Below are 13,959 nucleotides of genomic sequence, written 5' to 3' on the forward strand. Positions count from 1 at the left end.
TAAGTACAACAAGCAGTAAATAACTCGCGCCAGCGAGGAGTGAACGCTCCGGCAGGCCTGTATGGCTGCCGGAGTCCCCTACCCGCTGTCTTTCCAACCTGCACAAGGAGACGCCATGACTGCTTCCCGTCAAGGCGCACCCGGTTTTTCTTTAAGCCGGCTCGCCGATGTGATCCTGCCCAAGCTGGTGCTGGCGCCCACGGTGCTGGCCTGCCTGGTCGGCTTTTATGTATTCATAGGCTGGACGGCCTGGTTGTCGTTCACCGAATCCCGCATGCTGCCACGCTATGAATGGGCAGGCTTAGTCCAGTATGTCGAGCTGTTCGGCAATGATCGCTGGTGGGGCGCCATGCAGAACCTGGGCGTCTTCGGTGGCTTGTTCATTCTGGTCAGCTTGACCCTGGGCCTCTTGATGGCTGTGCTGCTGGATCAGAAGATCCGCTTTGAGGGCGCCATCCGTACGCTCTATCTCTACCCCATGGCGCTGAGCTTCATCGTGACCGGCACCGCCTGGAAATGGATATTGAACCCCGGCCTGGGCCTGGAAAAGTTGGCGCACGACTGGGGTTTTACCGGCGTCACCTTCGATTGGATCATCAACCCCGATTTCGCCATCTACACCGTGGTCATTGCCGGTGTGTGGCAGTCCTCGGGTTTTGTGATGGCCTTGTTCCTGGCGGGCCTGCGCGGGGTGGACGACAGCATCATCAAGGCGGCGCAGATGGATGGCGCCTCCCTGCCGACCATTTACACCCGCATCATCATCCCCAGCCTGCGGCCGGTGTTCTTGAGTGCTTTCATGATACTGGCGCACATCGCGGTCAAGAGCTTTGACCTGGTGATGGCCTTGACCGGCGGCGGCCCCGGCTTCGCCACCGATCTGCCGTCCATCTTCATGTACCAGCATGGCTTTACCCGGGGCCAGCTTGGCCTGGGCGCCGCCAGCGCCATGATGATGCTGTTCACCGCCTGCGCTGTGGTCATGCCACTGCTGTATTCCGAACTGAGGAGGGAGCGTCGTGGCTGATTACCAACAATCCCTGCAGGCAAAGCTCATACGCTTCGGCATCTATGCCGTGCTGGTGCTGATGGCCTTGTGGTATCTGGCGCCGCTGTACGTGATGCTGAGCACCAGCTTCAAGACTCTCGATGAAATCCGCGCTGGCAACCTGCTGTCGCTGCCTGGCACCTTCAGCCTGGATGCCTGGAGCGCAGCCTGGTCGACAGCCTGTACCGGGGTGGAGTGTGGCGGCATGAAGAGCTATTTCGCCAACAGCCTCAAGATGATGATACCGGCGGTGCTTATCTCCACCCTGGTGGGGGCCTTCAATGGCTACATCCTGTCGATGTGGCGATTCAAGGGCTCGGACATGTTCTTCATGGCCTTGCTGATTGGCACTTTCCTGCCCTACCAGGTGGTGATACTGCCCATGGCCCAGGTGCTGGGCTGGCTGGAGCTGGAGAACAGTACCGGTCGGCTGGTGCTGGTGCATGTGATCTACGGCCTGCAGTTCACTACGCTGTTCTTCCGTAACTACTACGTGACAGTGCCGGGCGAACTGGTCAAGGCAGCGCGCATAGACGGCGCGGGTTTCTTCCGCATCTTCTTCAAGATACTGCTGCCTATCTCGGTGCCCACCATCATGGTGTGCCTGATCTGGCAGACCACGCAGATCTGGAACGACTACCTGTTCGGCGTGGTGTTCAGCTCGGGCGAGGGCCAGCCCATGACGGTGGCGCTCAACAACCTGGTGAACACCAGTACCGGTGTGAAGCAATATAACGTGGACATGGCCGCCGCCATCATCGCGGCCTTGCCTACCCTGCTGGTGTACATGGTGGGCGGCAAATATTTTGTGCGCGGGCTGACTGCCGGCGCGGTAAAGGGCTAACCGAGGACAGGCAGGCGGTGCCGGCACCCTGCCCAGGCGCCTTACTTGCCCCACCTTGCGGAGAATCGACATGGGCGCACTCAGCATACGCAACGTCAAGAAGAGCTTTGGCAACACCCACATACTCAAGGGCATAGACCTGGAGATAGAGAAGGGCCAGTTCCTGATCCTGGTCGGCCCCTCGGGCTGTGGTAAATCCACCCTGCTCAATATGATCGCCGGCCTCGACGACATTACCTCCGGCGAAATCGCCATCGGTGACCGGGTGGTCAATAAGCTGTCACCCAAGGATCGCGACATCGCCATGGTGTTTCAGAGCTATGCGCTGTATCCCAATATGACGGTGCGCAAGAACATCGCCTTTGGCCTGGATATCCGCAAGGTGCCCAAGCCCGAGCAGGAGGAAATCATCGCCAGGGTGGCCAAGACCCTGCAGATAGAGCACCTGCTGGACCGCAAGCCGATGCAGTTGTCGGGTGGCCAGCGCCAGCGTGTGGCCATGGGCCGGGCGCTGGCCCGCAACCCCACCCTGTTCCTGTTCGATGAGCCGCTCTCCAACCTCGATGCCAAGCTGCGGGTGGAGATGCGCTCCGAGATCAAGCTGCTGCACCAGCGCCTGGGCACGACCATCGTGTATGTGACTCACGACCAGATCGAAGCGATGACCCTGGGCGACCGCATTGCCGTGATGAAGGATGGCGAAGTGCGCCAGTTCGGCTCACCCCAGCAAATCTACGATGCCCCGGCTGATCTCTATGTGGCAGGCTTTATTGGTTCGCCATCGATGAACTTCATCCCGGTGCAACTGCACGAGGAGGATGGCCATGCTGTGGTGGAGCTGGACAATGGCCGTGCCGTGCAGAAGGTCAGGCTTAGCCCCATTAGCGACAGCCAGCGGGACTTTGTGGGCAAGCAGGTGGTTTTGGGCATACGGCCGGAACAACTGACCGACCCCGAAAGCGCCCACAGCGAGCGCGGCAATCTGCAGACCCTGCAGGCCACCGTAGCCATCACCGAACCGACCGGGCCCGATACACTGGTGACTGTCACCTTCAATGGCATCAAGACCGTGGCGCGCTGCCATCCCCGCGCAGCGGGCGCGCCCGGCCAGCAGGTGGAACTGACACTGGACCCCACCAAGGCGCTTTTGTTCGATCCGGCCAGCGAGAAACGCCTGGCCTGATCACTACCGTGTTTTACTTAGGGTCTCACTTCGGGGGCGCATCGCAAGGTGCGCCCGTTTTTTTGGTGGGAGTCCTGCGGCGTCTGGTGCAGGCTATGCGGTGCTGGGCGAGGAGCCTGACCCCACAATGTCTGGCGTGCTTGCTGCTGGGGGCAGACCTGACGCGAATCAGCACCAACGCGACGAAGTCGAAGCAGGGTGTGAGGCGTTGTGCTCCAGGGTGTACCGTATGGCTATAAGCCCCGCTTCGGGTTGTAACCAAGTATTTGAGTAATGCCACTTTGCCTAATAGGCACGTGCCAGTCTTTGCTCCAGCTTGCGTTGCAACCGCTCCAGCAGGGCGCTCAGAGCCCAATAGATGGCGGCGGCGGCCAGGTAGAGCGGCAGGGGCTGGAAGGTGGTGGAGATCAGCTCCTTGGTGGCCAGCATCAACTCGGTGACGGCGATGACAGATACCAGCGAGGTGTCCTTGATCAGGCTGATCAGGGTGTTGCCCATGCTGGGCAGGGCCAGGCGCAGGGCTTGGGGGGCGATGATGTAGCGCAGGCTTTGGGCCCGGCCGAACCCCAGGCTGCTGGCGGCCAGCCACTGGCCCTGCGGCACGCCATTGATAGCGCCGCGCAGGCTTTCAGCCAGGTAGGCGCCGGCATTCAGGCTGAGCGCCAGTACGCCGGCGGTGAGCGGCTCGAACTGCAGGCCGACGCTGGGAAGGCCGTAGTAGATGACGAATACCTGCACCAGCAGCGGCGTGCCCCTGAAGGCGCTGACATAGGTATCAAGCAGGTATTGCAGCCAGCGTGGCCCCAGCAGGCGCAGGGTGGCGACGATGCTGGCCAGCAGCAGGCCGCCCACCATGGCTGACAGGGCAAAGACCAGGGTCCAGCCGGTGGCCTTGAACAGGATGGGTGCGGCGTCCAGCAGCAGGGTGTAAAGCTCAGTCATCGTGGTAGGGGGTTCCATTCAATGGCAGGCGGCCGCCAACCAGTTGGTTGCGGCCGCCATGCCGTGCCAGCGCTGCTACAGCATAGTATCAACTGGCACCTAGTGGCCGGCTGACATCGCGCTCAAAGTACTTGATCGATATCTTGCGGAAGGTGCCATCTGCCTTGATGTCGGCCAGGGCCTTGTCGAGCGCCGCGCCAAACCGTGGGTTGCCCTTGAGATAGGGGATAGCACTGCCTTCAACCGAGCCGACGCCCGCGCCACCCTTGAGCGGTAGCTTGGCCTGCTTGACCAGATAGGGTACCAGCAGGCTGTCGTTCAAGGCGGCATCCACCCGGCCCAGTGCCAAGTCCTGCAGGTATTCGGCGGCGCTGGGGTAGGTCTTGACCTCGACACCCTCGACGCCCTTGGCCAGGTCGGCATAGTTGCTGCCTTGGCCTACGCCCAGTTTCTTCCCTTTCAGGTCAGCCAAGCTCTTGAACTGGCGCTTTTCGTCCTTGCGCACGATCAGCTGGGCGCTGGAGAGGGTGTAGGGCTGGGTGAAGTCGAAAATCTCCCGCCGCTTGTCGGTGGCGGATACCTGGTTGACGATCACATCGTATTTACCTGCCTGCAGGCCGGCCAGGATGCCACTCCATTCGCTGGTGATGAACTCGGGCTTAAGCCCCAGTTTTTGCGCCAGTGCACGGCCGATCTCCACATCGAAGCCATCCAGCTCACCTTTGCCGTTCTTGAAGTTGAAGGGAGGGTAAGTGCCTTCCAGGGCGATTTTCAGCGTGCCGCGCTGCTTCACGGTATCAAGCAGATCGGCAGCGCCGGCGGTAGCGGCCAGGGCGACAGCCAGCAGGGTGGTAAGGAAAGTGCGCTTGTTCATATGCTGTCCTCTCTAGGGGGTGGCATTGATAGATCAAGGAATTGTGGGCATGCGGTATGCGGTGCCTGACTGTATTGGCCAAGCATAAGGACTATCTTAAACTATATAAAAAGTTATATTAAATGAATTTTTAATTCGTTTTGTGAATATCAAGTCTGACCGATGCTACATCCCAGGTGCTGCATCGGCACCTAGCCAGAACGCGACGCTAGCGGCCCGGGTACTGTCAGCAAGATTAGGCCAATTTACGAGCGCAAGATCACCTACCGCGTTGGGGAGCGCGGCATCTCCTCCCGGCCCCATCACTCCTGGGGTCGGGAGGGGCAGGTGACCCAGGGCCAACCCAGGAACCGGGGGTACTTGGGGATACGCGCCGCACGGCTGGCCGGCCGCAGGTAAAATGCGGTTTTCGCCCCGATTGCTGCCTGCCAATGCTGTTTGTCATCTCGCCTGCCAAGACCCTCGATTACGATACCCCTGCCCATATAGCCAAGTTCACCACGCCTGCTTTCACCGAACAGTCGGCCGAGCTGATTGCCTTGCTGCGCCAGAAGACGCCGGCTGAGATCGGCAGCCTGATGGACATCTCCGAGCCGTTGGCTGCGCTCAATGTTTCACGCTACCAGGCCTGGCGGCCACGCTATACCGCCCACAACAGCAAGCAGGCGGTACTGGCGTTCATGGGTGACGTCTACGAGGGCCTGGATGCGGCCAGCCTGGATGCAGCTGACCTCGATTACGCCCAGCAGCATCTGCGTATCTTGTCAGGCTTGTACGGGGTCTTGCGACCGCTGGATCGCATGCAGGCCTACCGGCTGGAGATGGGGACGCGGCTGGCCAATCCGGCGGGCAGCAATCTGTACGCCTTCTGGGGCGACCGCATTACCGAGGCCTTGAACAAGGAGCTGGCGCACGACAAGCCAGCCGTGCTGGTCAATCTGGCCAGCGACGAGTACTTCAAGTCTGTCCGGCCCCGCCACCTGAAGGCCAGGCTGGTGGAGTGCGTGTTCGAGGATCGCAAGGGCGAGCAGTACAAGATCATCAGTTTCTACGCCAAGCGGGCCCGCGGCCTGATGGCGCGTTACGCGCTGACGCGCCGCATCAGCACCGTGGACGGGCTGCGTGATTTTGATGTGGAAGGTTATCGCTACGAGGCGGCACTCAGCCAGGAAGACCGGCTGGTATTCCGTCGCGATGCGCCGCCTGCGCGTTGACGCGCTACCAGTTCAGCTCGCCACGCCCTAGCTCCACCACCCGTCCTCCCACGTAGATACGCTGGTCGGTTATCTGCAGGCGCAGCACATTGGGGCGGCCCATGGCAGTGCCCTGGCGTATGGTGGCGTTCAGCGCTGCACCACCCTGGGTAGCCAGCCACCAGCCGCCCAGGTTGGCGGCGGCAGAGCCGGTGCCGGGGTCTTCGCTGATGCCGGTATCGGGCGTCCAGAAAAAGCGTGATTCGAAACCCTCGTCGGTACGGGCAAACACATAGACCTTGGCTTTGCCGTCGGCATTGGTACAGTAGCGGCGTACCAATTCGCTGTCGGGCCGGCAGGCATGAACTGCTGCTACCGAGTTGAGCTGCAACATGGGCTGCTCGTTGCCACAGCTCACCCACAGGCCAGGACCGGCGATGGATGTTGCCGGCAGGCCCAGCATGGCGGCCAGCTGTGTGGGACTTGCCTCCAGCGGGCGGTTGACTGGCGGCATGGCTTGCAAGGTCCAGCGATCACCGTCTGCCAGAACCGGAATGACGCCGGCCTTCATCTCCAGCGTGATGGCGTCGCCGGTACCCTGCAAGGCTCTGACCACTTGGGCGCTACCCAGGGTAGGATGGCCGGCGAAGGGCATCTCATACCCAGGGGTAAAGATACGCACCCGGGCGGTGGCCTGGGTGGAGGGCAGAATAAAAGTGGTTTCTGACAGGTTGAACTGGCGGGCGACCAGTTGCATTTCAGCATCGGACAGGCTGCTGCCATCCTCGATCACCGCCAGGGGATTGCCGCCGAATGGGGTCTCGGCAAACACATTCAGCAGGCGATAGCGTATTGCAGGCATCAAACACTCCTTGGCAAGGTGTCCAGTGGACAAAATAGTTCTTCACAGGCGAGAGCACGCTTGGCCGTATAATCGGGCTTCCTGAAGCGCTAACCCTCGAATAACACAATGATTCGCAAACTGATCGGTCGCGTACTCAAGCTTAAGAAGCGTCATGGCGGCGGCCGCGTGGTAATTCCCCTCAAGCGCCACGGCATACGCCGTAACCGCTTGCCTTCCTTTGCCCTCAAGACCACGGACCAGCTGCAGGCGGCTGGCTACGAGGCCTTCATTGTGGGCGGTGCCGTGCGTGATCTCTTGCTGGGCAAGGATCCCAAGGATTTCGATGTGGCCACCAATGCCACGCCGGAAGAAGTCCACAAGGTGTTCCGCCGCTCTCGCATCATCGGCCGCCGGTTCCGGCTGGTACATGTACTGTTCGGCGACGAAGTGGTGGAAGTGTCCACTTTCCGGGGCAGTGGCGAATCGTTGACCGACGAAGCCGGGCGCATCATTCGCGACAATACCTGGGGTAGCCAGGAAGATGATGCCAAGCGCCGTGACTTCACCGTGAATGCGCTGTTCTACGACCCGAACCGGGAAGAGATCATCGATTACCACGGCGGCGTGGCCGATATCGAGAAAAAGCGCATGACCATGATAGGCACGCCGGCCGTTCGCTACCGCGAAGACCCGGTGCGCATGCTGCGTGCGGTGCGCCTGGCTGCGAAGCTGGGGCTCAGCATCGATGCCGATACCCGCAAGCCCATACGTGAGCTGGCCTCGCTGCTGGAGAACGTGCCGTCCTCAAGGCTGTTCGACGAGATGCTCAAGCTGCTGTTCAGCGGCCAGAGCTGGGCCTGCCTGATGCAGCTGCGTGACGAAGGGCTGCATCATGGCTTCTTCCCGCTGCTGGACAAGATGATGAAGGCCCCCCAGGGCGAAGCTTTCCTACGCAATGCGTTGGAGAATACCGACCGCCGTATCCGCGAGGACAAGCCGGTATCGGCAGGCTATGTGTTTGCCGCCTTGCTGTGGCTGGAAGTGCTGGATAACTGGGACAAGCGCAAGCAGGCCGGTGAGAAGGCCATGCTGGCCCTGTTCTCGGCCATCGATGAAGTCGAGGCCGTGCAGGAAGAAAAGCTGGCCATTCCACGCCGCTATGGTACAGCCATGAAGGAAATCTGGACCCTGCAGCCGCGCTTTGAGCAGCGTAGCGGGATCAAGCCTTTCCGTCTGCTGGAGAACCCGCGCTTCCGTGCAGGCTATGATTTCTTGTGCCTGCGCGCCTCGGTGGGTGAGGTGGACAAGGAGCTGGCCGATTGGTGGACTACCTTCCAGCAGGCCGATAGCCAGACGCGCGAGGCCATGCTGGTGCGTCCGCAAGCGGGCGAGGGTGCCAACAAGAAGCGCCGGCGTCGGCGTAGTGGTGGCAAGGGTGAGGCCGCGGCGGATAGCGCCCAGTGAGTACCCTTGCCTATATCGGCCTGGGCGCCAACCTGGGCGACGCGGCTGCCACGCTGGATGAGGCCGTGCAGCGCTTGGGCAGCCTGCCCGGCACCCGGCTGCTGCTGCGATCCTCGCTCTACCGCAGCGCCCCTGTGGGCTATCTTGACCAGCCGGACTTCACCAACGCGGTGGCCGCCATCGAGACCGAGCTGGCACCGCATGCGGTGCTGGATGGCCTACTGGCCATTGAGCAGCATTTCGGTCGCCAGCGCAGCTTTCGTAACGCACCGCGTACGCTGGACATGGACCTGCTGCTGTATGGCGACACGATGTGCCACGACGACAGGCTGACCTTGCCGCATCCGCGTATGGCGTCGCGGGGTTTTGTCATGCTGCCCCTGCTGGAGATAGCACCGACCATACAGATACCCGGACTGGGAGATGGCGCTGGCCTGTTGGCGAAGCTGGATACCAGCGATCTGGAAAGGCTGGCATGAGTGGCAAACACAGCCTGATGGGCATGACGCTACTGGTATTCGGGCTCAGCTGGCTATACCCCCTTTGGCCACGCGAGCAGGCCTTGCACAGCAGCCTTACGGTGATCGGGCTGATACTGTTGTACTGGCATGATAGGCGTGCTGCCATGACGATTCGGGCTTACGCCCTGGTGTGCCTGTTTATTGCTGCCCACTGCCTGGCGGCGCGCTGGCTCTATTCAAATGTGCCGTACGACCGCTGGATGGACGCCATGTTTGGCTGGTCGCCAGGCCAGGCTTGGGGCGTGACGCGCAACCATACCGATCGCCTGATCCACCTGCTGTATGGCGTGTGCCTGACGCCCGCCCTGGTGGAGTGGCTGTCCCGGCGCTATGCCATCGCCTGGCGGCCGGCCGCGCAACTGGCGGTGTTGCTGGTAGTGGCCAGCAGTGTGGCCTATGAATGGTTTGAGTGGCTGATTGCCATTACGCTGTCACCGCTGGATGCCGAGGCCTACAACGGCCAGCAGGGTGATATGTGGGATGCTCACAAGGATATGTTGCTGGCGACGATAGGGGCGCTGTGCTGGTGGCCTTTCTATCGACACCATGAGGAAACGGGGTATACCCGCAGATTGGCGCCTACAGTAGGCGGTGCGCGGGTACTTGCAGCCAAGTGATACCAGGAGAGCTGGGCATGGGTTTGGAGCGTTACCGTTATATCGTCGTGGAAGGCCCCATAGGCGTAGGCAAAACGACCTTGGCCCGCAAACTGGCCGAGCGCCTTGAATCCAATCTCCTGCTGGAGGATCCGGATGCCATTCCCTTCCTGCCCAAGTTCTACCAGGACATGCAGCGCTATGCGCTGCCCACCCAGCTGTCGTTCCTGTTCCAGCGGGTGGAGCAGGTGGAGAGCCTGACCCAGATAGACCTGTTCGGCGGCCAGACTGTGGCGGATTTCCTGTTCGACAAGGATCCGCTGTTCGCCGAGCTGATACTGAGCGACGATGAATTCCGGCTGTATGCCGACATCTACCGCCACCTGCGGGTAAGGGCGGCGACGCCCGATCTGGTGATCTACCTTCAAGCCGACGTCGATACCCTGATCAGCCGAGTACAGAGCCGCTCGCGTGACTATGAGGCCAAGATACCCGATGGCTATCTGCGGCGGTTGACCGAGCGCTACAGTCGCTTCTTCTATGACTATACCGAGGCGCCGGTGCTGAGCGTCAATACCGAGAATCTCAACCTGGCCGGCAATAGCGACGATTTTCAGCTCCTGCTGGACCGTATTGCCGGCATGCGTAGCGCACGCGAATACTTCAACAAGGCCTAGCGGGCTGCCGGCTACGATGGGCCGAGGTTGAGTGATGCCTTGGGTTTGGGCTATTGTTGCGCCGCATCGAAAGCGTGCGCGCCCGGCGGCAGGCCATTCAAGCGACTTAAATGCTTGAATCGGCAGGCTGGACAAGAAGGCGTTGACAGTCGAAACTAGGCAAGCAAGCGCTTGATTGCAACTTGGTGGTGCATGGCAGCAGTCCGAAAGGGGCTGCAGGGTGTTGCCCTAAGCCCCTGTTTCCAGCATGGCAGCCATTGCCATGCGCAAGGTGACAGGGTTGGCGGAGCAGGCCCGTATGTTGCGCCGCTGCAAACCTAATTTATTGCGCCCTGCCTTATCCAGGCGGGGCGAGCAGCCCAAGGACGTAAGCCTATGAAGATCACCGTATCCACGCTACAGAAGCTCAAGCAGGAAGGGCAGAAGATCACCATGCTGACCTGCTACGACGCCAGCTTCGCCAGCATGATGGCCGATGCCGCAGTGGAAGTGCTGCTGGTCGGCGATTCGCTGGGCATGGTGATACAGGGCGAAAGCTCGACACTGCCGGTCAGCCTGGAGCAGATGGTCTACCACACCCGTTGTGTGGCCAAGAATGCCAAGCAGTCGCTGGTGCTGGCTGATCTGCCGTTTGGCGCCTACCAGGCCAGCCCGCAGCAAGCCTTTGAGGCATCGGCCAGGCTGATGGCGGCCGGCGCCGAGATGGTTAAGCTGGAAGGCGGCGAGTACATGGCGGAGACGGTGCAATTTCTGGTGCAGCGAGGTATTCCGGTATGCGCCCATATCGGCCTCACACCCCAATCGGTACATATGTTTGGCGGTTTCAAGGTGCAAGGCAAGACCGATGCAGGCGCCGAGCAACTGAAACGCGATGCCAAGGCGCTGGAGGCGGCAGGAGCCGCCATGGTGCTGATGGAGATGGTGCCGGCGACGCTGGCCCGCGAAATCACCGAGAGCCTGCATGTGCCCACCATAGGCATAGGTGCCGGTGTCGACGTCGATGGCCAAGTACTGGTGGTCTATGACATGCTGGGCGTCTATCCCGGCAAGAAGGCACGCTTTGTAAAGAACTTCATGCAGGGCGTCACCAGCATCCATGGCGCCATCGAAGCCTATGTGCGCGAGGTCAAGGGCAAGACCTTCCCTGCGCCTGAACACACGTTCTGATTGTTGCAGGGCTGGCACGCCTGGCTGCCAGCCACCTCAGGAACACGCCAGCCAGCTCGCCTAGCACGCACTTGCGAGGGCCTGGCGAACGGGGTTTGCCGGGCCTGCCATCAACGCACTTTCTACAGTCCATCAATATCATGCAGATATTCACTACCGTTGCTGAATTCAGGGCCTGGCGCAAAACTGCCGGCCAGGTTGCTTTCGTGCCCACCATGGGCAACCTGCACGAGGGCCATATCTCCCTTTGCCAGGCCGCCAAGGCGCGGGGAGGCAAGGTGGTGGTATCCATCTTCGTGAATCCGCTGCAGTTTGGGCAGGGCGAAGACTTCAACACCTATCCGCGGACCTTTGAGGCAGATTGCGACAAGCTGGTCGCTGCCGGCGTGGATGCACTGTTCCACCCCACGGTGGATCAGCTCTACCCGCGCACCGAACAGCAATACAAGGTGGAACCGCCAGCCATACAGAATGAGCTGTGCGGGCAGTTCCGCCCTGGTCATTTCCGTGGCGTCGCCACTGTGGTGACCAAGCTGTTCAATATCGTCCAGCCCGATGCCGCCATGTTCGGCAAAAAGGATTACCAGCAGCTCAAGGTGATTGAGGGCATGGTGGCCGACCTCGATATGCCCATCGAGATTGTGCCGGTGGACACCGGCCGCGCCAGCGATGGCCTGGCGCTGTCCTCGCGCAATGGCTATCTCACCGCCGAGGAGCGAGCTGAGGCGCCCAGGCTCTATCGCAATCTGATGGCCATCAAGACTGCGCTGGAGGCGGGCGCCACAGATTTTGTGAAGTTGACCGAAGCGGCGCGGGCAGACCTGGAGAACCACGGCTGGCGCGTGGATTACGTGGAAATACGCGACCAGCAAAGGCTGGAGCACGCCCGCCCAGGTGACCGCGAGATGGTGGTGCTGGGCGCTGCACGGCTGGGCAAGCCCAGGCTGATAGACAACCTAGAGGTAACGCTTGGCTGAATCCGCCTTTGTGCTGAGCCGCCTGGCGACAGCCGATAGCGCTTGTTTGGCGGCGTTGACCGCCGTGTTCCTGGCCAGCCGCCGGCAGGCCATGCCCTGGCTACCGGAGCTGCATGGCGAGGCGGAGACCCAGGCCTATCTGGCGGGGCTGCCGGCGGAGCAGCATGTCTGGCTGGCGCACGACGCGGCGGGCTGCCTGGCAGGCTTTGTCAGCTTCGATGCGCAGTGGGTACACCACCTGTACCTGGCACCCGTAGCGCAGGGGCAGGGCTTGGGTGCGCAGTTGCTCGGCCAGGCGCTGGCCGATGGCCAACCGCGCCAGCTATGGTGCTTTGCGGCCAATCTGAGGGCGCGACGGTTCTACCAGGGCCAGGGCTTTGTGCAGATCGATGCGACGGACGGCGCGGGCAACGAGGAACGTACCCCCGATGTGCTGCTGCAGCACCCGGGCAGGATATAGCGCTGGCGGCCCAGGCGCTGCGCAACTGGCGCTATAGCCCAGCCCGGCAGCGCATGCCAGACGCGCAGTAACAGGTCATACGGCAAGCTTGCACACGGCGGCGGCGGGGATGGCTGGCGGCGCTTATTGATAAAAGTGGCCCTATGCGGCCGGATACAGAACAGACACCATGAATACCAGCCCCATCAAAGACTATTTTCTCGATCTGCAACAACGCATCGTGAGTGCCATGGAGGCGGCCGACGGGCAGGCCTTCTTGCGCGATGAGTGGACCCGGCCGGCCGGCGGCGGTGGCATCAGCCGCCTGCTGGAAGGGGGCGAGCTGCTGGAGCGCGGTGGGGTGGGATTCAGCCATGTGATGGGCGACAAGCTGCCGCCGTCTGCCAGCGCACACCGGCCCGAACTGGCAGGGCGCGCCTGGGAGGCCATGGGCGTGTCGCTGGTGTTCCATCCGCGCAATCCCTATATCCCTACCGTGCACATGAATGTGCGGATGTTCCGGGCCTATCAGGCCGGTGAGCCCGATGTGTTCTGGTTTGGGGGCGGCATGGACCTGACGCCCTATTACGGCTTCGAGGAAGATGCCGTGCATTTCCATGCCACCTGCCGCGACGCACTGCAGGCTTCAGGCGACGACAAATACCCGCGCTTCAAGCAATGGTGCGATGAGTATTTCTTTCTCAAGCACCGCAATGAGCCACGGGGCATAGGCGGTGTGTTCTATGACGACTTTGCCGAGCTGGGCGAGGCGGGCAGCTTTGCCATGACGCGCGCCGTGGGCGACGCCTTCCTGGCGGCCTACCTGCCCATCGTCGAACGCCGCCGGCAGATGGCCTACGGCCCGCGCGAGCGTGACTGGCAGGCCTACCGGCGAGGCCGCTATGTCGAATTCAACCTGGTCTGGGACAGGGGTACGCTGTTTGGCTTGCAATCGGGGGGGCGCACCGAGTCCATCCTGATGTCGCTGCCGCCGGTGGTGAACTGGCGCTACGACTACCACCCCGAGGCAGGTAGCGCGGAGGCAGCGCTGCTGACCGACTTTCTGACAGGGCGTGACTGGTTGGCATAAGCTCCGCTAAACGGGCCGCTATTGAGCATGGTCAACAAGTCTGGCAATTCTGGTCGGTAATACTGCGGTGTTCTGGCTAAGCTGAGTGGGTATGGCTTTA

15 protein-coding genes are annotated in these 13,959 nt (G+C 61.5%); 12 read left to right on the top strand and 3 right to left on the bottom strand.

Features of this window, described 5'->3' with window-relative positions:
- Positions 1-115 precede the first annotated feature (115 nt).
- The 3 genes from QQK16_RS19840 to QQK16_RS19850 all read left to right on the top strand — a co-directional run bounded on the left by QQK16_RS19840 (position 116) and on the right by QQK16_RS19850 (position 3,075).
- Positions 116-1,027, top strand: coding sequence for a carbohydrate ABC transporter permease (locus QQK16_RS19840; RefSeq protein WP_284198233.1), 912 nt, complete (start codon positions 116-118; stop codon positions 1,025-1,027).
- Positions 1,020-1,892 carry a carbohydrate ABC transporter permease gene (locus QQK16_RS19845; RefSeq protein ID WP_308447087.1) on the top strand — a complete coding sequence of 291 codons (873 nt, stop codon included), beginning with the start codon at positions 1,020-1,022 and terminating at the stop codon, positions 1,890-1,892. Before QQK16_RS19840 ends, QQK16_RS19845 begins: the two co-directional genes overlap by 8 nt.
- A gap of 70 nt (positions 1,893-1,962) precedes the next feature.
- Positions 1,963-3,075, top strand: coding sequence for an ABC transporter ATP-binding protein (locus QQK16_RS19850; protein WP_284198234.1), 1,113 nt, complete (start codon positions 1,963-1,965; stop codon positions 3,073-3,075).
- A 285-nt stretch (positions 3,076-3,360) separates the two neighbouring features.
- On the opposite strand, the gene QQK16_RS19855 is transcribed toward QQK16_RS19850, so the two are convergent.
- Complete coding sequence (locus QQK16_RS19855) at positions 3,361-4,017, bottom strand: amino acid ABC transporter permease (protein WP_284198235.1); 657 nt, start codon at positions 4,015-4,017, stop codon at positions 3,361-3,363.
- Between the two features lie 88 nt (positions 4,018-4,105).
- Positions 4,106-4,891 (bottom strand): transporter substrate-binding domain-containing protein, encoded by a 786-nt coding sequence (locus QQK16_RS19860; protein ID WP_284198236.1) that lies wholly within the window; start codon positions 4,889-4,891, stop codon positions 4,106-4,108.
- A gap of 431 nt (positions 4,892-5,322) precedes the next feature.
- Between QQK16_RS19860 and yaaA the strand changes: the two genes are divergently transcribed.
- A complete protein-coding gene (gene yaaA, locus QQK16_RS19865; RefSeq protein ID WP_284198237.1) occupies positions 5,323-6,105 on the top strand; it encodes a peroxide stress protein YaaA in 783 nt (260 codons plus the stop codon).
- A gap of 4 nt (positions 6,106-6,109) precedes the next feature.
- On the opposite strand, the gene QQK16_RS19870 is transcribed toward yaaA, so the two are convergent.
- Positions 6,110-6,946 (bottom strand): PhzF family phenazine biosynthesis protein, encoded by an 837-nt coding sequence (locus QQK16_RS19870; protein ID WP_284198238.1) that lies wholly within the window; start codon positions 6,944-6,946, stop codon positions 6,110-6,112.
- Between the two features lie 108 nt (positions 6,947-7,054).
- On the opposite strand from QQK16_RS19870, the gene pcnB reads away from it, so the two are divergent.
- The 8 genes from pcnB (at position 7,055) to hemF (ending at position 13,859) form a co-directional block, all read left to right on the top strand.
- Positions 7,055-8,392 (top strand): polynucleotide adenylyltransferase PcnB, encoded by a 1,338-nt coding sequence (gene pcnB / locus QQK16_RS19875; RefSeq protein WP_284198239.1) that lies wholly within the window; start codon positions 7,055-7,057, stop codon positions 8,390-8,392.
- On the top strand, positions 8,389-8,871 hold the full coding sequence (folK, locus tag QQK16_RS19880; RefSeq protein WP_284198240.1) for a 2-amino-4-hydroxy-6-hydroxymethyldihydropteridine diphosphokinase: 483 nt from the start codon (positions 8,389-8,391) through the stop codon (positions 8,869-8,871). The genes pcnB and folK overlap by 4 nt, the downstream gene beginning before the upstream one ends.
- Positions 8,868-9,530, top strand: a complete 663-nt coding sequence (locus QQK16_RS19885; protein WP_284198241.1) for a DUF2238 domain-containing protein — start codon at positions 8,868-8,870, stop codon at positions 9,528-9,530. Before folK ends, QQK16_RS19885 begins: the two co-directional genes overlap by 4 nt.
- A gap of 17 nt (positions 9,531-9,547) precedes the next feature.
- Positions 9,548-10,186, top strand: a complete 639-nt coding sequence (locus QQK16_RS19890; protein WP_284198242.1) for a deoxynucleoside kinase — start codon at positions 9,548-9,550, stop codon at positions 10,184-10,186.
- A gap of 375 nt (positions 10,187-10,561) precedes the next feature.
- Positions 10,562-11,353: a 3-methyl-2-oxobutanoate hydroxymethyltransferase gene (panB, locus tag QQK16_RS19895; RefSeq protein ID WP_284198243.1), complete on the top strand. Its 792-nt coding sequence runs from the start codon at positions 10,562-10,564 to the stop codon at positions 11,351-11,353.
- Between the two features lie 140 nt (positions 11,354-11,493).
- Positions 11,494-12,330: a pantoate--beta-alanine ligase gene (gene panC, locus QQK16_RS19900; protein WP_284198244.1), complete on the top strand. Its 837-nt coding sequence runs from the start codon at positions 11,494-11,496 to the stop codon at positions 12,328-12,330.
- Positions 12,323-12,790 carry a GNAT family N-acetyltransferase gene (locus QQK16_RS19905; RefSeq protein ID WP_284198245.1) on the top strand — a complete coding sequence of 156 codons (468 nt, stop codon included), beginning with the start codon at positions 12,323-12,325 and terminating at the stop codon, positions 12,788-12,790. Before panC ends, QQK16_RS19905 begins: the two co-directional genes overlap by 8 nt.
- Before the next feature lie 169 nt (positions 12,791-12,959).
- Positions 12,960-13,859 (top strand): oxygen-dependent coproporphyrinogen oxidase, encoded by a 900-nt coding sequence (gene hemF, locus QQK16_RS19910; RefSeq protein WP_284198246.1) that lies wholly within the window; start codon positions 12,960-12,962, stop codon positions 13,857-13,859.
- Positions 13,860-13,959: the final 100 nt, after the last annotated feature.

It is taken from the genome of Chitinimonas prasina (assembly GCF_030160395.1).
Classification (GTDB): Bacteria; Pseudomonadota; Gammaproteobacteria; order Burkholderiales; family Chitinimonadaceae; genus Chitinimonas; species Chitinimonas prasina.